The 18,689-nt window shown below is 39.5% G+C and carries 19 protein-coding genes and 1 pseudogene; 4 read left to right on the top strand and 16 right to left on the bottom strand.

Translation table 11 applies throughout. From position 1 onward, the window contains the following. Positions 1-124: 124 nt before the first annotated feature. The 6 genes from F601_RS0102665 to pnp all read right to left on the bottom strand — a co-directional run bounded on the left by F601_RS0102665 (position 125) and on the right by pnp (position 5,434). Positions 125-661 (bottom strand): dihydrofolate reductase family protein, encoded by a 537-nt coding sequence (locus F601_RS0102665; RefSeq protein ID WP_018164125.1) that lies wholly within the window; start codon positions 659-661, stop codon positions 125-127. Positions 662-693: 32 nt separating this feature from the next. Then, positions 694-858 carry a hypothetical protein gene (locus F601_RS13285; RefSeq protein ID WP_018164124.1) on the bottom strand — a complete coding sequence of 55 codons (165 nt, stop codon included), beginning with the start codon at positions 856-858 and terminating at the stop codon, positions 694-696. A 1-nt stretch (position 859) separates the two neighbouring features. Beyond that, positions 860-1,618, bottom strand: coding sequence for a nucleoside phosphorylase (locus tag F601_RS0102655; RefSeq protein ID WP_018164123.1), 759 nt, complete (start codon positions 1,616-1,618; stop codon positions 860-862). Between the two features lie 9 nt (positions 1,619-1,627). Beyond that, a complete protein-coding gene (gene cysE / locus F601_RS0102650) occupies positions 1,628-2,251 on the bottom strand; it encodes a serine O-acetyltransferase (RefSeq protein WP_018164122.1) in 624 nt (207 codons plus the stop codon). Between the two features lie 217 nt (positions 2,252-2,468). Then, positions 2,469-3,224 carry an SseB family protein gene (locus F601_RS0102645; RefSeq protein WP_018164121.1) on the bottom strand — a complete coding sequence of 252 codons (756 nt, stop codon included), beginning with the start codon at positions 3,222-3,224 and terminating at the stop codon, positions 2,469-2,471. 2 nt (positions 3,225-3,226) lie between these two features. Further along, positions 3,227-5,434: a polyribonucleotide nucleotidyltransferase gene (pnp, locus tag F601_RS0102640; RefSeq protein ID WP_018164120.1), complete on the bottom strand. Its 2,208-nt coding sequence runs from the start codon at positions 5,432-5,434 to the stop codon at positions 3,227-3,229. A gap of 449 nt (positions 5,435-5,883) precedes the next feature. Here pnp and F601_RS0102635 point away from each other — a divergent pair, with 449 nt between their 5' ends. Further along, the gene (locus F601_RS0102635; RefSeq protein WP_018164119.1) at positions 5,884-6,318 is read left to right on the top strand and encodes an Hsp20/alpha crystallin family protein; all 435 of its coding nucleotides are present in this window, start codon (positions 5,884-5,886) and stop codon (positions 6,316-6,318) included. 163 nt (positions 6,319-6,481) lie between these two features. On the opposite strand, the gene F601_RS0102630 is transcribed toward F601_RS0102635, so the two are convergent. Together F601_RS0102630 and F601_RS0102625 are read right to left on the bottom strand one after the other, a co-directional pair. Then, positions 6,482-7,282 (bottom strand): formate/nitrite transporter family protein, encoded by an 801-nt coding sequence (locus F601_RS0102630; RefSeq protein WP_018164118.1) that lies wholly within the window; start codon positions 7,280-7,282, stop codon positions 6,482-6,484. A gap of 198 nt (positions 7,283-7,480) precedes the next feature. Beyond that, positions 7,481-8,791: a nucleobase:cation symporter-2 family protein gene (locus tag F601_RS0102625; RefSeq protein WP_018164117.1), complete on the bottom strand. Its 1,311-nt coding sequence runs from the start codon at positions 8,789-8,791 to the stop codon at positions 7,481-7,483. Positions 8,792-9,136: 345 nt separating this feature from the next. Here F601_RS0102625 and F601_RS0102620 point away from each other — a divergent pair, with 345 nt between their 5' ends. Continuing rightward, positions 9,137-9,718 carry a xanthine phosphoribosyltransferase gene (locus F601_RS0102620; RefSeq protein WP_018164116.1) on the top strand — a complete coding sequence of 194 codons (582 nt, stop codon included), beginning with the start codon at positions 9,137-9,139 and terminating at the stop codon, positions 9,716-9,718. Between the two features lie 196 nt (positions 9,719-9,914). On the opposite strand, the gene F601_RS0102615 is transcribed toward F601_RS0102620, so the two are convergent. From F601_RS0102615 to F601_RS0102600, 4 genes are all read right to left on the bottom strand, one after another. Next, the gene (locus F601_RS0102615; protein ID WP_018164115.1) at positions 9,915-10,154 is read right to left on the bottom strand and encodes a GlsB/YeaQ/YmgE family stress response membrane protein; all 240 of its coding nucleotides are present in this window, start codon (positions 10,152-10,154) and stop codon (positions 9,915-9,917) included. 64 nt (positions 10,155-10,218) lie between these two features. After that, the gene (locus F601_RS0102610) at positions 10,219-10,995 is read right to left on the bottom strand and encodes an ABC transporter permease (protein ID WP_018164114.1); all 777 of its coding nucleotides are present in this window, start codon (positions 10,993-10,995) and stop codon (positions 10,219-10,221) included. Then, a complete protein-coding gene (locus F601_RS0102605) occupies positions 10,988-11,629 on the bottom strand; it encodes an ABC transporter ATP-binding protein (protein WP_051070615.1) in 642 nt (213 codons plus the stop codon). The genes F601_RS0102610 and F601_RS0102605 overlap by 8 nt, the downstream gene beginning before the upstream one ends. A 427-nt stretch (positions 11,630-12,056) precedes the next feature. After that, positions 12,057-13,238: an MFS transporter gene (locus F601_RS0102600; RefSeq protein WP_018164112.1), complete on the bottom strand. Its 1,182-nt coding sequence runs from the start codon at positions 13,236-13,238 to the stop codon at positions 12,057-12,059. A 433-nt stretch (positions 13,239-13,671) separates the two neighbouring features. Here F601_RS0102600 and F601_RS0102595 point away from each other — a divergent pair, with 433 nt between their 5' ends. Both F601_RS0102595 and F601_RS0102590 read left to right on the top strand, forming a co-directional pair. After that, a complete protein-coding gene (locus F601_RS0102595; protein WP_018164111.1) occupies positions 13,672-15,423 on the top strand; it encodes a DNA/RNA non-specific endonuclease in 1,752 nt (583 codons plus the stop codon). A 12-nt stretch (positions 15,424-15,435) separates the two neighbouring features. Next, positions 15,436-16,404 (top strand): C1 family peptidase, encoded by a 969-nt coding sequence (locus F601_RS0102590; protein WP_018164110.1) that lies wholly within the window; start codon positions 15,436-15,438, stop codon positions 16,402-16,404. A 199-nt stretch (positions 16,405-16,603) separates the two neighbouring features. Here F601_RS0102590 and rpsO read toward each other — a convergent pair whose 3' ends face one another. The 4 genes and pseudogenes from rpsO to F601_RS12805 form a co-directional block, all read right to left on the bottom strand. Further along, a complete protein-coding gene (gene rpsO, locus F601_RS0102585) occupies positions 16,604-16,873 on the bottom strand; it encodes a 30S ribosomal protein S15 (protein WP_018164109.1) in 270 nt (89 codons plus the stop codon). A 218-nt stretch (positions 16,874-17,091) separates the two neighbouring features. Continuing rightward, positions 17,092-17,556 (bottom strand): peroxide-responsive transcriptional repressor PerR, encoded by a 465-nt coding sequence (gene perR, locus F601_RS0102580; protein ID WP_018164108.1) that lies wholly within the window; start codon positions 17,554-17,556, stop codon positions 17,092-17,094. Between the two features lie 129 nt (positions 17,557-17,685). After that, on the bottom strand, positions 17,686-18,126 hold the full coding sequence (locus F601_RS0102575; RefSeq protein ID WP_018164107.1) for a CoA-binding protein: 441 nt from the start codon (positions 18,124-18,126) through the stop codon (positions 17,686-17,688). A gap of 324 nt (positions 18,127-18,450) precedes the next feature. Then, positions 18,451-18,682 (bottom strand): annotated as a pseudogene (locus F601_RS12805) (DNA polymerase); the annotation flags it as partial. Between the last annotated feature and the right edge of the window lie 7 nt (positions 18,683-18,689).

Raw genomic sequence — 18,689 nt, 5'->3', positions numbered from 1 at the left:
ACCAAGGCAGTACTGAAGTACTGCAAGGCGAAGCTGACATCTATCATTTTGATGTTAAAAGACCATCAAATAAAAAATCTCCGAACATCCTTGTAAGCTGACAAAGATATTCAGAGACTTGTGGTTAAGAAATAGGCAAATCTAATGGTACTTTTCTGCTGAAAACCAGCTCTGCAAATTGACCAAACTGTCTGACTTGGTCAAGATGGTAAAACCGTCGAAATTCACTTTGCGTAAAAAGTGGAATACCCTTTCCCAGAATTACTGGAGCTATCTGAATAATCAAATGGTCAAATAGATCCGCATCTAAAAGGGGAGCAATCAATGAATTTCCTCCGATGACAAAGACATTTTTATCCTTATCAATCTTAGAAATAAAATCAAGGACATTTTCTTCCACAGCTTGGTAATTTTTCACCTTTAGTTCTTTTTCATGTGTAAAAACATAATTTTCAGTAGCTTGATAGAATTTTTCCACATCTGGCAAATTTTGGATTTCTTCAAAGGTCCGCTTGCCCATAATGGTGACATTCATTTTCTTGTAGAAATCGTCATAGCCAGTATCCTCAACAGACCCTACTTGGTGTAACCAGTCAATCCTATGCTGACTATCTGCCAAATAACCATCCATGGTCACACAACCATAAAAATATATTGCCATTTTGAACTCCTTTTCTGTATTCAGTCGAATACTTATCTGCGATTTATCCAATAAAGGTAGAAAAATAGCACAATAGCAAATAGTAAAACCGTTATAGCAGCTCTGCCATTTCCATAGCGAAACTGGGATGAAACATAGGCTAGAGTTCCTACCAAATAGAGGGCGAAATACTTGTTATTTTTAAAGAAATTCTTCATTTTAAAGCTCCTTGGCTATAGCCAGCGCTACCTTAAAGAAAGTCATAACATCCGTGGTTCTGAACTCCAAACGGGTGTCCCACTCCTGATTGTGGTGGTCAACATAGTCTGCTGTATAGAAGAACTGATAGACATTGGCCTGTCTAAACTGCGCCCACGCCATGATGGCCGACGCCTCCATTTCTACCACTTGAGCTCCTGCTGCCAGTCGTCGCCTAACCTTTTCCGGGGTATCTCGGTAAAAAGCATCCGTGGTCCAGGTTTTTGTGCCAACATGTTCAATTCCTGCCTTATCTAAGGCTTTTTCCATGGTTAATAGCAGAGCATGGTCATAAGCAATCTCATCGCTAGCAGCTGCATAGTGATAGCTAGTTCCTTCATCACGCAAGGCAGAGCAAGGTAAGATGATCTTATCCGCTTGTAGTGACTTATCCAATACACCACAGGAACCTAGGATAATAAAGTTTTTGAAACCTTTGGCCTTCAATTCCTCTAGCTGACCAACCGCCATGGGAGCACCAATAATTGCCATCGTTACTGCAACTTTGTAGTTCCCTTCTTGATAAATATACCAAGGCAATTTACCATTAAGATTTTGCAGATAGCCGCCTTCATAGACCTTTTCCATTTGGCTAAGACGATTAACAATCTCGCCATTGAAAGTGAAAATTATGGTATCACAAATCTCACCGATACCACGAATACCTTCATCCGTTGGTTCGATAACCGCTCTGCTATTTTCAAATTCATCTAAGAGCATCTAATACCTCTACAAATTTGAAGAGTGATGGCTTTTATCACGAAGTTCTTCTAATTTATTTGTATAGTAATGTGACTCGCGCTCCTCTTCAATTTGATGAATAACCAAATCATCCTTTTTACCATGAACTCGAACTACTTTGGCTGGAATACCAACAACAGTCACATCAGCTGGAACGTCCGAAACGACAACCGCTGCAGCACCAACCTTGGCATTTTTCCCAATCTCAATAGGTCCAATAACCTGAGCATGAGCTGAAACTAGAGCTCCTTCACGGACAGTAGGGTGTCTTTTACCAACATCCTTACCCGTTCCACCCAATGTCACGCCATGATAGAGCATCACACCCTTTTCAACCACAGCAGTCTCACCAATGACTAGACCAGAACCATGGTCAATAAAGACACCGCTGGCAATCTCAGCACCTGGATGAATCTCAATCTGAGTCAAAAAGCGCCATAATTGACTGTGCATCCGCGCCAGTAATTTAAAATCATGTTTCCAAAGAAAATGTGAGAGGCGATGGGCAGCCAAGGCTTTTAATCCTGGATAAGTCAGGATAACCTCTAAGCTCGAACGTGCCGCAGGATCCAACTCCTTCACAATATCAATACTTTCACTCCACCAACCCATAGATTCTCCTCTCATTCATCTAATTATAAATGAATACTACGTTATCTTTTTTCTTTATCAGCAATAAGTCTATCTTATTAACCAAGAATGAACTTATCAATTACAAAAACAAGGTCTCAGTGATTTAGACTAGCTGAGGCCTTGTTTCTTTTTGATAAAGTCTTTCGGCCAAGGAAAAGAGCCTAACTCTTCCTTAGGAAATTATACATCTTTAATTCTATTCGTCATCCACTTCGACTTCTGACCAATCAATAAGAATCTGTTGGTCATCAAACGGATTGACAACAACACCTACGGTTTCATCAATATCATTTTCACCATGACCTGGTTGGTAGATATCCATAACCGTCCAAGTCAGAACTGTCCCATTGGCATTTCTAAATGGTTGACCAAAATCTTTGTGGTTATACCATTTTGCAAAACTTTGGAGATTTGAAAAGACTGGGACATAACTGTGACCTTCAGGTGTGGACATAGTTGGGAACATACGATCATACCCCTTGTCCTCGCGTGGATGAACAAAAGCAGGGACTAGATAATATTTATCCATTGTGTCTGCTGCTAGGTTCTTTTCACCCATCAAAGCATTAAGAATACCTGTGTAACTGTTCAAAAATTGAACAAACTCGCTGCTTTTGAAAATTGTTGAATTCCCAAAATCACCTGTCTTTTTAAGGTTGAAAACAAGTCCCGTCAAACCTTTAACAATCACTTCTTCTAGCACCTCCAAAGCTGAGCGTTCTACCCAACGTTGGCTTTTTGCACTCAGTTGAGTGACTTTGAAAATTTCAAGGTCACTCTTGCTCGTAAAGACTGGCGTAACACGCTGACCATCTATTTCAAGAGCATAAGGCTGATCACTAGCCCAGACTGGGTTATTATGCAAAGCATTAACAAGAGCTATACTGTCCAAAAAATTATCTGGGGCATTGATGAAGGCACGGAGACGAATATCTAGTTCTTTTGTTGTCATTTTTATTTCATTTCTTTTGGTTCACGAAGGTGCCCTCCGAATGGACCCTTCTTGTCTTTATGATGGTGATGTTTTCCTTCCTTGTGACCGCCTTCTTGCTTTTCAGATTTTGGCGGACGTGGAAGAAGAGCTTTCATTGAGGCATCGACACGGCCTTTGTCATCAATCTTGATAACTTTGACATCAACTTCATCCCCAACAGAGAGAACATCTTCAACATTAGTTGTACGTGTCCAAGCAATTTCTGAGATATGAACAAGGGCATCTGTTGAGTTAAAGAGGTTAACGAAGGCACCGAATTTTTCGATACGAACAACTTTAGCGTGGTAAACATCGCCTTCTTTGGCTACGCGGACAAGTTCAGTGATGATTTCTTTAGTGCGGTCGATAGCAGCTTGGTCTGAAGAGTAAATAGATACATTTCCTTCTTCGTCGATATCAATTTTAACACCAGTCTCTGCGATAATCTTATCGATAGTTTCCCCACCTTTACCGATGACAATCTTGATTTTATCCACATCAATTTTGATGGTGTCAATTTTCGGAGCTGTTGGAGCAAGTTGAGCACGCGGTGCTGGGATAGTTGCTTCAATCAAATCAAGGATTTCAAAGCGTGCTTTCTTAGCCTGCGCTAACGCTTCTTCAAGAATTTGCGGTGTTATCCCTTCAATCTTGATATCCATTTGAAGGGCTGTGATACCTTCACGTGTACCAGCCACCTTAAAGTCCATGTCGCCAAAGTGGTCTTCCAAACCTTGGATGTCAGTTAGGACTGTGTAGTTAGTACCATCTGAGATAAGACCCATGGCAATACCTGCTACTGGAGCCTTGATTGGCACACCACCAGCCATAAGAGCAAGAGTACCTGCACAGATTGAAGCCTGTGATGAAGAACCATTTGATTCAAGAACCTCTGCTACCAAACGGATAGCGTATGGGAATTCTTCCAAACTTGGAAGAACTTGCTCAAGAGCACGTTCACCAAGGGCACCGTGTCCGATTTCACGACGACCAGCTGCACCGTAACGTCCTGTTTCACCAACTGAATATTGTGGGAAATTGTAGTGGTGCATGAAGCGTTTCTTGTACTCAGGATCCAAACCATCGATGATTTGTGTTTCACCCATTGGAGCAAGGGTCAATACAGAGAGGGCTTGGGTTTGTCCACGTGTAAAGAGACCTGAGCCGTGTACTTGTGGCAAGAAGTCAATTTCAGCATCAAGAGGGCGGATTTCATCTACCTTACGACCGTCAGGACGAACTTTATCTTCAGTAATCAGGCGACGCACTTCAGCGTGCTCCATTTGTTCAAGGATTTCGGCTACATCACGCATGATAGTGTCGAAGTTTTCATCTTCTGCATAGCGCTCTGTATATTCAGCCTTAACAGCTTCCTTAACTTCTTCAGTCGCTGCTTCACGCGCTTTCTTCTCTTCCACTTGAACGGCTTTTTGAAGATCAACATTGTATTTAGCGACGATTTCAGCTTGAAGGTCGACATCTACTTGAAGCAATTCCACTTCAGCTTTTTCTTTACCGACAGCTGCAACAATCTCTTCTTGGAAGGCAATCAATTCACGGACAGCTTCATGTCCTTTAAGCAAAGCTTCCAACATGATGTCTTCTGACAATTCTTTTGCACCAGACTCAACCATGTTGATGGCTTCTTTGGTACCTGCCACGGTCAATTCTAATAGCGAAGCTTCTTTCTGGGCAGCATCTGGGTTGATGATGAATTGACCATCAATATAGGCCACTTGCACCCCTGCGATTGGGCCGTTGAAAGGAATATCTGAGATAGAAAGCGCCAATGAGCTACCAAACATTGCTGCCATAGGAGCGCTAGCATTTTCATCATAAGAAAGAACAGTGTTGATAACTTGCACTTCGTTGCGAAAACCTTCAGCAAACATTGGACGGATTGGGCGGTCGATGAGGCGGGCAGTCAAGGTTGCATCTGTCGATGGACGACCTTCACGTTTCATGAAGCCACCTGGGAATTTACCAGCCGCATACATCTTCTCTTCATAGTTAACTTGAAGGGGGAAGAAATCACCTGTTGACATCTTCTTAGACATAACCGCTGCTGTAAGGACGGTTGAATCACCGTAGCGCACAATTGTAGCGCCATTTGCTTGTTTTGCCACTTGGCCGACTTCTACGACCAATTTCTTGCCAGCAAAAACTGTTTCAAAAACTTGTTTAGACATGAAAAACTCCTAATGATTGATTTTGATACTCTGTTTTCTACAAAGACTGACTCGTGATAGGTCATGAACCCGTCTTTGCATAAAACTCAGTATCTTTATTATTTTATCATATTTTTAGGGAAATAGCTGAGCTTCTGACATGATTTTACAAGAAAAACAGCCAACTTTTTGTCAACTGTTCGGTTTATGGATATTAAGAATTTTTTCTAAAATCAGGGACATGAATTCTCCCAAAAAAATTTTTCTTAAAAGATTCCTGACTCTCAAAATTCATCTAATAAATCTGTTTCAAAAACAGCTATTTCCTTGAAAGAAATTCTAAAAGGCATATAATGAAGGTATAAGGTGAATAAAAGAAGATTATAGTTGATGAATCTTCTTCTCACTAGAAATAGGCAGTTCTTTTCTCATCAGAAAAGAATGAAATTCATATAAGGAGGTAATCTGCCATGTTAGTCCCTAAGTTATTTTCAGATGATTTCTTTGATCATTACTTTGATGGTTTTAGAAATATCAATCAAGAACTTTTTGACCCAGGTGCCACTAGAGCCATGCTAATGGATGTCAAAGATATGGACGACCATTACGATGTGGAAATTGATTTACCTGGTTTTAAAAAGGAAAATATCCACATTGAATTGGATAATGGTTATTTGAATATCACTGCCAAAAAAGATCATCAGCAAGAAGAAAAAGATGACCAAGACAAAATTATTCGACAGGAAAGATATTATGGTACCATGTCTAGACGCTTCTATGTCGGAAACGACCTTAAAGCTGAAGATATTAGCGGAAAATTCCAAGACGGCGTTCTAGCCTTGACCATTCCTAAAGAAGAGGATAGACCAAAACTGGAAAATCCAAACCGCATTGAGATTGAATAATACTCAAATAAAATCAAAATCAGATGAGGAAATGAGACCAAGACAGTGCTTGAGTAGGGCAAGTCGAAACCGACATCTATCATATTGATTTTGAAGGAGTAAAAACAATCTAGTCTATTTTGTAGAAAGATAAAAGCACTTCGCCAGAAGTGCTTTTACTATTTTAGTCAACATAGATTTCGCTGTCTTTGTTGAGCCAGCTGTAAAGAAGACCGATGATAAGTCCACCCCCAACGTAGTTTCCAAGTCCTGAAAAGAGGAAGTTAGAGAGAACTGACCCGATATTCATACCTTCAACTGGTCCACCATTTGCAAAAAAAGCAAGTGAGAAGGATACAAAGTTAGCGATAACGTGCTCAAATCCGAGAAAGGCAAAGATGAAGATGATAAAAATCATTGAGAAGACTTTTCCTGCGTCATCTTTCATACGGAGGGTGACGAATACAGCTGTATTAACAACGATATTAGCAAAGATACCTTCTGTAAACTGTACCCAAGGAGTTTTGGCTAGTTTAGCCGTAACAGCTTCAAAAAGGAAGCTATCTGGAGCCATGTTATTAAAGGCGTTTGTCTGAGACATAAGCCAAGCGAAAATGACTGCACCAATAAAGTTAAAAGCAATACAAATGGCCAAGATTTTAGCAGCTGTCAAAAAGCGAAGCTTTTTATGGTAAACGGCACTTGTCATATACATCATGTTAGATGTCCCAAGCTCAGCATTCATGTAAACGATCATAACAAGTGACCAGCTAAACATGAAGGCAAAGAAAAATTTACCTGAGTGAGGAACGATACTGTCTGCGTATGCAGAAATAAAAAATGCAATCCCTGTTCCCAATGTTAAGAACATCGTTGCCAGCATAGCACGAACAGCATACTTAGTATAATTGTAACGTGAAAGGTTATCCTTTTTTTCAATAGACGTAGCCAGGCTTTCAATCAAAGCACTGTTTGAATCCTTCATTTTCAAAACTCCTAGAAATTATAATCCAAGGTATTATAACATACTTTTATAAAAAAATGAGCATATTTTTTAAGAATTTTGACTATAAAAAGAATTCGGCTATTCAATTACATATCAAATGAAAACCTAGTTCGCGGATATCCAAAATCTTACCTTTCTCATTCAAAAGCACCAGCTCTGTAGCTGATGCCTTATACTTTATTTTTTCTCTTTTAGCACAATGTTCAAGATAAGCGCAGCCAATGTTCCGGTAGAAATACCTGAAGACAAGACCATTTGAATGGCTTCTGGAAGTTCTGACAAGAGTTCTGGCAAGACGGTTACGCCGATACCGAGGGCAAAGGCAACTGAGATAATGAGGAGTTCGCGGTCACCCATCTTAACTTGAGACAGTGTTTTAATCCCTTGAGCAGCTACCAGTCCAAACATGATGACACCGACACCACCAAGCACTGGCTGAGGCATGATTGAAATGAGGGCTGATAATTTAGGTAAGACACCCAAGACGGCAAGAATCAATCCCGCGACAATCATGACGTGACAACTGGCAACCTTGGTCAGAGTAATGAGACCAACGTTTTGTGAAAAGGCTGTGTTAGGTCCAGCACCGAAAACACCGGCGATAAGGGAACCGACACCATCTGCCAAGACACCGTTAGCGGCACGTTGGCTATCAACCTTAACATTTGATGCTTCGCCGATGGCCATCATGATACCAACTGTACCAATGAGTGAAACCACGTAGGCTGGGATGAAGGAAAGGATAGATGACAAATCAAAAGTCACACCGTAACGGAAAATATTAGGAAGAGCAAACCAAGAGGCATTAGCAACTTCTGCCAAGTCCACTTTACCGAGGAAAATACAAAGGATGTAACCAAAAATCATACCAATGAAAACCGATGCAGTACGCCACATGCCCTTGCCATAGTGACTAAGCAAAAGAGTAAAGACCATGACAACAAAGGCAATGGAGATGTTTTCCAGAGACCCAAAATCTTCTGCACCAGACCCACCGGCAGCCCAGTTCATGCTGACAGGCATAAGGGTAATACCGATAAGGGCAACAACTGTCCCTGTGATGAGGGGCGGGAAGAATTTCATGAGCGGTTTGACGAAACGGCTAAGGATAATTTCAACAAGAGCCCCTGCAATGGTAGCACCGACAATCCCTGCGATTCCAAACTTGCTACCAACGCTGATGGCTGGATTAGCAAAGGTAAAGTCAGTCCCCATCATTCCTGACACGCGCGAACCGATAGGGCCAATCCCTTTGGACTGGATAACGGTGGTAATCCCAGCGACAAAAATAGTAGCTGACACCATGATTGATGTGTCTTCCACACTGAGACCAATGGCTGAAGCAACTACAAGGGGCACTGCAATGATTCCAGCGAAGGCAGCCAGAATATGTTGCAAGGCAAGAAGGATGGTCACACCAACTGGCGGCTTGTCATCAATCTCATAAAGCATTTTGTCGTCATTTTCGACAATCTTTTCTTTTGACATAAAAACCTCTTTAATTCATATTAGTCATTTAATAGACTTCAATTCTATCAGACCGAAAAAGAAAAAGCAATAAAATCCGTTTATTTTTCGAAAAAATATGTTTATTGTTCGCTTTTGAATAAATCAACTCATCAAAAACAATGCTTTTAATTACTTTTGTTCCTGAAACTATTTTCTTGTTTAGGCGTACATGCTATAATATAGTCAAATGAATTAGCTTTCAGACGAGGAACAGAGGCGCAGACAGTACTGGAGTACGGCAAGCCAATAGTGACGATGTATCAAAGCTAATTCAAATGACTGATACCTTAAAACTATTTTCAATTTAAAATTCAAGGAGACCACATGAAACTTTTAGAAGAACGTATCTTAAAAGACGGCAATGTATTGGGCGAAAATATCCTCAAGGTCGATTCTTTCCTCACACACCAGGTTGACTACAAACTCATGAAAGAAATGGCTAAGGTTCTAGCCGACAAATACCGTTCCCAAGGTATCACTAAAGTGGTTACTATCGAAGCATCTGGTATCGCCCCTGCTGCTTATGTGGCTGAATGCTTAGATGTGCCAATGATTTTTGCTAAGAAACACAAAAACATCACTATGACAGAAGGCATTTTGACTGCTGAGGTCTATTCCTTTACCAAGCAGGTGACTAGCACCGTCTCTATCGCCAGCAAATTCCTTTCTGCTGAGGACAAGGTCCTCATCGTCGATGATTTTTTGGCAAATGGCCAAGCTGCTAAAGGCTTGATTGACATTATCAAACAAGCTGGTGCCCAAGTTGTTGGTGTAGGCATCATCATTGAAAAATCATTTCAGGACGGCCGTCAGCTGCTCATCGATTCTGGCGTTGAGGTCACTTCTCTTGCTCGTATCGAAAAATTTGAAAATGGACAAGTCGTCTTTACCCAAGCTGACGCCTAAAACACTGGTATCAAAAAATATCACTAAAATTTCTCCTGATAGACTTCTGGAATCAGATTCTTTCATCAGTTCAGACAAGTAAAAAAAAACGAATGATTAGGTTAAAAAGCAATGTCTTAACCATTAATCATTCGTTTTTTATATAGTCATTTTTAAAGACTTCTAAACTCGTAAATGACTCTTATCTGAATTAGATTCAACGTCTTCCTCCAAAGAAGAAATCAACAACAGCGATAACAATAACTGCTCCTAAGATAGATGGAAGCAAGGCCATTCCTGCCAAACTTGGTCCCCAATATCCAAAAAGCGCCTGCCCGACTGAAGATCCAACCCATCCAGCAAACATTTTCGTGAAACATCCCATTGACTCACCACGATTTGTGATTGAACCTGCAATTGCTCCAATTAAAATTCCAATTAACATTGACCAAATCATAACTCTTACCTCCTTTTTACATAGTGTAGCATAAATCGAGTTTTTTGTGAGAAATGAGCTCTAACTACTCTTTCTCCTCTTCAAAATCCAATTGAGCTCTGTCATTAAAATAATTAGTATAAGACAAGTAAACTGCAATAACCGCACCTAAGCTAGTAGCTGACAGAAGCATAAACATAACCATTATCTGATACTTAATTGCAAATATCGGGTTAACTCCCGCAAAGATAAGACCTGACATCATCCCAGGCAGACTAACCAAACCAACTGTTTTAGCTGAATCGATAGTCGGTTGCATTGCTGTTCGTATTGATTGGCGGACAATGCTAGCGCTAGCAAGTTTAACAGGGGCACCAAGAGCTAGTTTTTCCATAACCTGCTGACGCTGATCCCTAAAAAGACTGTTCATTTCACGATAAGAAAGACCAATAGCTACCATGCTATTACTTGCAATCATACCAGTTATAGGGATAAGCTGAGATGGAATAAATTTAATAGCTCCCGATAAAACGAGGACTAATAAAGTCAAACTCGTTGCTAAAAAAATAGCTAAAAAGGATTGGAAAAACTTCTTCTTACTATTGGGATTACGTTTATCAGCCTGACGACTAGCATTATAAATAATAATCAAGACCATAGTTAAAGTCATCAAAACATTATCTAGATCGAAAATATAATAAAGAAGATAACCGACAACTGTTAATTGTATAACCGTTCGAATAACGCTGGCTACAATGTCTTTAGTTAAGCCTAATTTTTCCTTGCTGCTGATGACTACAGCTACCATAACTAAACTAAGTGCCAATAAAAGTGACACATAGGAAACGTCAACGTTAGTCATGTGCTAACCTCCCACCAACAATTTTCAACAGTTGCTCAGCTTGTTCCAGCTCAGCCTGGTCGTGTGTTACCTCGATGAGAGTTACTCCATTACTATTCAATTCTTTCAGAAAAGTACGAACTAATTTTTTAGTCTTTTCATCCAAACCTGAACTAACTTCATCTAAAAGGAGAACTTGTGGTTCAAAAAGAAGATTACGCACTAGAGCAACCCTCTGCTTCTCGCCTCCTGATAGTTCTTTGATAGGTTTATCTAAAAATTCATGTCCTAAATTCAAGCGGCTAAGGGCAGATAAAACCTTTTCTTGATCAAAAGAGATATTTCTAATTTCAAATGGAAATATCATATTATCTCGAACTGTTTGACCAAATAAAACAGGTTGTTGGAAACAATAAGAAACCTGTCTGCGATAAAGTACAGGATCCATATCTTTTAAATCCTGACCTTGGAAAAGCAAGCTACCTTTATTGTAGGAAACTAAGCCTGCTAAAATTCGCAGTAAGCTGCTTTTACCACTACCCGAAGGACCCGTTATAGTCAAGTGGCTCCCCTTCTCAATAGTTAAATTTATATCATCTAAAATAACCTTCTCTGAGTTAGACAATCCCAGATTTTTTAATTCAAATTCTATCATGAGAATATTATAACATGTCGGATATTTAAAACAAAGAAATTAGAATCATTATAATTAAGAACCCTAAAACATAAAACAAATGACTAGAGATTACCACAATCAACTACTAGTCACATTTATATAGTCCGATAAAGAGCTTTCAGACAAGGAATAGAGGTATAGACTCCTAGACGTTGAAATTTCTTTCTCTCAACTAGAGTAAGACAAGCCGGTAGTGTCGAGGCATCAAAGCTAATTCAAAAGACTATCCACTTTGAAAATTAAAATGATACATCGTTAAGCCTCTTTCCCCATCTCCAGCTATCCTTTGTCAGCTTACCTTGCTTGAATTTGATATTTTTGAGTATTAATAGATTTAAAAGATTATAAAAAAACAGCAACTAATAGAGTTACTGCCGTATTTTATCTGTTTTTCTAAGAAGTAATTTTAGACTTGATTATTAGAATTTTTATTATAAGTAAGAGAGCTAAGCAAAATAATACCCGCAATCACACAAAGTATTGCCAAAATCAAAAAGGCATTTGCTCCCCCACCCGTCATATCAACTAGGAAAGACATGACAGATGCTGCAAGACCTCCTCCTAAATTACAACCAAGCAAGACAAGGGTAGTCCCTAATGCTAGTTGCTGAGTTGACAGAAAGTCTGTTAATTTATGGAAGACAGAAGTCACTCCTATACTATAAACCAATCCTGTTGTCAGGGTACCTATTGCCAAAATAATCAAATTAGGTGCTAGCCAAATGAAAATAAGACCGAAAGCTAATAAGAAAAGAACTACAGCTTGAAGGTATTTCCCAAAATAGTTGGTTAGTGCGGCAAAAAGGGTACCAGCAAGGATTCCCATAAGCATCATGAGACTTAGCACTAGACTAGAATCAACTGCTGTTCCAAGTCCGAGTTCCTCAACGAGAAGAGGTAGACGAACAGTAATTCCGGTGTTAATGACAATAACAGAGCCAGCATAGATTGCCAGAAAAAGGAGACGAGACAGTTGACTTCTTGTGAGTTTTTCTCGCTTCTTTAGTGGAAAATCACTTATTTTGCTTTCTTTTACCTCATTTTTACTGCCAAAAACAAGATAAAAAATAAGAATTGGCAAACCAATACTATAAATTAAAAATCCAGCAGACCAAGATATTTTTAGAAGCTGACCTGCTAAAAAAGTTAGTGTGGCTGAACCTAGAACCTCCATAGATCCTCTAAATCCTAACATTTTTGTACGTTCAGCACCAAAGAAATGCTGACTTACAATTGTAATGGCTCTTTCATTAATCAAACCAATACCCAAACCCAAGATAATTCTTGATAAAAGAACCCAAGAATATGCTTGTGTCAGCACTGGAAGACTTCCACCTAAAGAAATGCCAATGAGGCCCATAATAAAGACCGTTTTTTCAGATATCAGTTTGCCCAAAAGAGGACCTGCTAAAACAACAGCCATTATAATAAAAGATGGTATAGAAACCAACATATTAATCTGACTGTTAGAGATGCCACGCGCAGTGTAATCAGCAATCATTTGAGGCAAAAGTGGCGAGATGGCAAATGTAGACACCAACATAAAGGATAGCCCCAAAAGACTCATTTTTTCAAGGGTATGTTTCATAATTCTCTTTCATTTTTTTCTTCCCAGTATACCTAATTTTAAGTAACATAGCAATAATAACATACCTTTGATGGCATTAAAGACGCTATCTCATCAGTTGACATTGTGAGTCAAAATGGTCTTTAATCGTACATATTAAAGATTTGCCTGCTTTTCTAAACGCTTAAGAGCTACAACTCCCACTCTTGAAAGAAGCAACAAAAACCCCAATAAAGTATCATACATCAGAATTGCAATAAAATTCTATTATTCTTCTCATAAAATTTGTAATTTTCACACGATATTAATATAATAAAAGTAACCAATCAACTCAAACCTATTGGTCACACCAAGAAAGTGCCCAAAAACAGTTTCATTTGGTGACGAGGAGCAAGGTAACCGTCACCATTCATCAGGTAAATGGCCTTTGTATCTTGTGTAAGGAGGGATTTTTATGTTAAGAGGTATTGTTGAACAAGAGGGTATTTCCAAAGAAAAATTGGAAGCCAGACAGGCTCAAATTCAAGAAGAGGCTTCTAAACGATTTTTTGAAAGCGCTTCGCAGAAGGCTTCTTCTCTTGAAACCATGACTTTGAAGAGCCCAGCTCTCAAATCAAGAAGACGGGTTCTGGATGATTACGACTCTATTGCTTTAGAGCGTATTTTGGGGACAAGCGACCTTTTCCCTATCTCCTATTTACAAATTGGGCTTAATGCTGGTCAATCAATCTGCCGAATTCAAATTCGAGATGCTAGAGGGAGATCACTTGGCTATGGAACAGGATTTTTGGTGGCAGATAACATCCTAATGACCAATAATCATGTCCTTGATTCTTTAGAAACAGCTCTAGATTCTATTGCTGAGTTCAACTATCAAGATGACGAAAACTTTATGCCCTGCCCTACTCACACATTTCGCTTGGATCCTGAGCAATTTTTCATCACAGATAAAGACTTAGACTTTACACTAGTAGCTGTCAAAGATAATCCTTCCAGTGAAAAACAACCTACAGACTTCGGGCATCTCCAACTCATTCCTACTGCAGGAAAAATTCTTGAAGGTGAGTATGTATCCATTATCCAACATCCAAAAGGGGGACCTAAATCGGTCACTGTTCGAGAAAATAAGGTCAGTTCTATCTTTGATGACTTTATCCATTACTTGACCGACACCGAACCAGGTTCTTCAGGCTCGCCTGTTTTTAATGACCAGTGGGTGGTTGTAGCTCTTCACCATTCTGGTGTTCCAGACCCTAATAAGAAAAATGCATGGGTAGGCAATGAAGGTATTCGAATCAGTGCTATTTCAACCTATATTTCAGAGAATTATGTTTCTTACTCCGCCACTGAACAGAGAATTCTAACCAAAGTTTTCCCAAATCTAAAACCTGGCCCATCTTCTTCAAGCCAAGCAGACGGATACGATAAATCATTCTTAGGTTCGAATTATATTGTAGAACTTCCTAAACTTTCTGAAGAAATGGAGAACGATGTCTCCCGCATGGAAGATAATAACTACGTTCTAGACTATACTCACTTTTCAATTGTCATGTGTCGTTCACGTTGCCTAGCCTATTTTACAGCTGTTAATATTGACGGTAATCAAGCCGTTAACATCAAGAGAAGTGGAGATTCTTGGAAATTTGACCCTAGAATCCCTGAAAGCGTCCAATATGGTAATGATCTCTATGCTAAAAATGACTTGGACCGCGGACACCTTGTAAGACGCTTAGATCCTGTTTGGGGTGACAAGGCTCAGCAAGCTAATGATGACACTTTCGTTTTCACAAATAGCTCCCCTCAGCACAAGAACCTCAATCAAAAGATTTGGCTTGATTTGGAGAACTACATCATGCAAAATGCCATTAACCATAACCTTAAGGTTACTGTTTTTACTGGACCCGTCTTTCGAAGCGATGACATGGTTTACCGTGGAAAATTCAGGATACCTGCTGAATTTTGGAAGGTTGCTGTCATGGTTAGAGATGATGGAAAAATATCAGCAACCGCCTATCTCCAAACTCAGAAAAATATGATTGATAATCTAGAATTTGCCTATGGTGAATACAAGACCTATCAGGTTCCAGTTACATCAATTGAAGACATTACTGGCTTAGACTTTGGTAACCTCTATTTGCATGACCCAATTAAAGACAGAGAAACTGTTGGTCATGTCATTGAGGCACCAGAACATATCAAACTATAAGGAGGTACAATTATGGCTGCAACTCCCTCAAGTAAGGTCTATAATACCTATAATGTCAAAAGATTTTTAAAAGGAGGTAAAGAAGGCGAACCACTTTCCACGGGCTGGCTACCTCCTTTTCCTGATATGAGAGATTATGATGATGATCATCCCCTTATCACCGAATTGACAATGAAATTAGGTATTGATGGAGGACAAGCTCACATTGATTTACCTAATTTTGTGGATTTAAGAGAATGGTGCTCACCTGTGGAAGATCAGTTAACTTTGGGCTCTTGTACAGCAAATGCTGCTGTTGGAATGGCTGAATATTTTCAAAAAAGAGCTTACGGAGACTATATCGATGGATCTAGACTATTTGTCTATAAAGCCACGCGCAAACTGATGCAATCCTCTGGTGATTCTGGTGCATGGCTACGCTCCGCAATGGGAGCCTTGGTCCTATTTGGTGTACCAGACGAAAAATATTTTCCCTATACTCTTGATGGTGAAACTGTCAATCCGGACTGGGATAGTGAACCTGATAGTTTTCTCTATTCTCTAGCTAACCACTACTCTGCCGTCAACTATTTTTGCCACGATCCCTTGGGCAAGAAAATTGGCAAAGAAGACGTCTTAAAAACAGTAAAGACCTATCTGGCTGCAGGCATACCTTCTATGTTTGGCTTCTTCGGTTTCCCATCCTTTGAAGATTCAGACTCACCCGGTTCCATTCCCTATCCTTGTAAAAATGAACAAGCTGAATGGGGACATGCCGTTATGGCAGTTGGCTATGATGACCACAAACTCATTACTAATACTCGTAACCAAGAAGCAACGACCGGCGCTTTACTTATCCGAAACTCTTGGGGAAAAGAATGGGGTGAGGAAGGCTACGGTTGGATTCCTTATGCCTACGTACTAGACGGTTTGGCAGAAGATTTTTGGTCAATCCTTTCCATGGACTGGGTTGACACTCAACAATTTGGCTTTAATAAGTAGCAAGGAAGACTCGTTAAAAGGCACCTATCCTTCTGATTCGACCAGTATCCAACTCGACTTTCTATCTGAAAACTCTCCACAACTACAAAGAGCTCCAAATTTTTCGTGATAAAAGGCTAAAAAAAGCCCTCTGCAATGCAGGGGGCTAAGTTGAACTCGTCTATAACACTTTGTGTTGCTAACGGCTCTGAATCCTGTCTTAACGACGAAGACCAAGTGAAGCGATCAATTCGCGGTAACGGTTAACGTCTGTACGGCGAAGGTATGCCAACAAGTTACGACGGTGACCGATTTTTTTCATCAATCCACGGTAAGTTGCGTGGTCTTTTTTGTGTTGTTTGATGTGGTCGTTCAAGTGGTTGATTTCCCAAGTAAGGACAGCAACTTGTACTTCTACTGAACCAGTGTCACCTTCGTGACGTGCGTATTGTGCGATGATTTCATTTTTTTTCTCTTTTGAGATTGCCATGTTTTTCTCCTTTTTTCTGCTTTAACCGAGTTCTAGGCTTTGGCATATCCTAAAACCAAGAAAAAGTTATTAGCCCTTAGGCTCCTTATATTTTAGCAAAATGGCAGAGCAACGTCAACCAATATCCTTCTCTTTCCTGCTTTCTGCCTTAATTTTTCTAATAATTTTCTTCCCTCAAAAATTGCTGTGCAAAAAAATAACCCTTCCAGGAAGAAGGATTATTTCCCTTGTTTAGCTTGACACTCAGGACAGAGGCCATATGCTGTTAATTGTATCTTGGTTACTTTATAACCTGTTTGCTCGTGAGCTTCCTTAGAGACATCAATCACATCTGCGTCCATAAAATCTGCAATTTTACCACAAGATTCACAGACGATGTTGACATGTTGGTGCCCCATAAAGTCGTAATAAGTTGTGCTATAATTGCAAAGCTTTAATTCCGTTACAAAGCCCTCATCAACAAGAACCTTGAGATTATTATAAACCGTTGCTAGACTCATATTAGGATATTCTGGCAGAAGGTCATTATAAATTTTTTCAGCGCTTGGGTGTTCTCGGCTATTCACCATATAGGCAATAATAGCCTTTCTGGTTTCCGTAATCCGAATATGTTTTTCTCTGAGGTGCTCTAGAACATTTTCATAGGCATCTAAAGCTTGATGGTGATGTGTATGAGCGTCCATGTTCTACCCTCTTTATTTTTTCACTTTAAATACAAAACAAACCTATTGCGAGACCTGAAACTACTATTCAAAGTGTTCAATTAATCCAATTATACCACATTTTGGTGATTTTCAAACCAAAGAAAATAATTAAGCATGGTTTTCAATCATATCAAGATAATCAATCTTCAAACAACGATTCATCACAATCTTATGACGATTGGCTGCACGTAAGATTTCTTCTGCTTCTTGACTTTCCAAACCTAATTGTGCCCAGAAAACATCAGCATCTGTTTGGATGAAATCTTGAGCTACGTCAGCTAAAAATTCACTACGTCTAAATACATCAACAATATCAATGTGTAGAGGAATTTCTTGAAGTGAAGCGTAAGCCATTTCCCCTAAAACAAGGGTCCCCGCAAGCTTTGGATTCACCGGAATAATTGTATAACCAGCCTCTTGCATGAGTTTAGAAACACGGTAAGCAGCAGTTTCTTCACGATTTGAGAGTCCCACTACTGCGATTGTCTTTGCATTTTGAATATAATCATAAATGACATCTTTACTTGGATTCTGGAATGAATAGGTCATATAAACCTCCTCTAAACATTTTCTCTAGTATATCATAAATGCAAAACTAAAGCAGAGGTTGAACAAGAGCTTTAATTATCCAATTATAGTAATAAAATCAGATTTTGCTTTTTATTAAGAAAAAAATCAAGTATAAGGTTTCTTTAAGCTTTCCTTTGTATACTATAACCATCCTAAAACTTTTCTTTTTCAAATCTCCAAGCAAGAGCGCTGATTTATCAACGTTCTTGCTTTTTTATTTCCAACCCACATTAAAAGCGCTTCTTTGTCAGAAGCGCTTTTGTATGTTACTTATCTCACCAGAAATCAATATAAAGCTTCTTATTATTTAGCCTCATACCAAGTCTGGCTTGTGCTTTCATCAGCTACCAATGGTACAGAGAGTTCAATGGCAGATTCCATGGTTTCTTTAACTAAGTCTTGTATTGCTTTCAGTTCGTCATTTGGCACCTCAAGGACGATTTTATCGTGCACTTGGAATCATCTTAGTCTTGTAGTTTCCTTCTGTCAGAGCCTTGTCCAGATTGATCATGGCAATCTTGAGAATATCAGCTGCATCAAAG

Origin of the sequence: Streptococcus henryi DSM 19005 (assembly GCF_000376985.1) — a bacterium.
In the GTDB taxonomy this organism is placed as follows: Bacteria; Bacillota; Bacilli; order Lactobacillales; family Streptococcaceae; genus Streptococcus; species Streptococcus henryi.
This window is presented reverse-complemented; position numbering and strand designations above follow the sequence as displayed.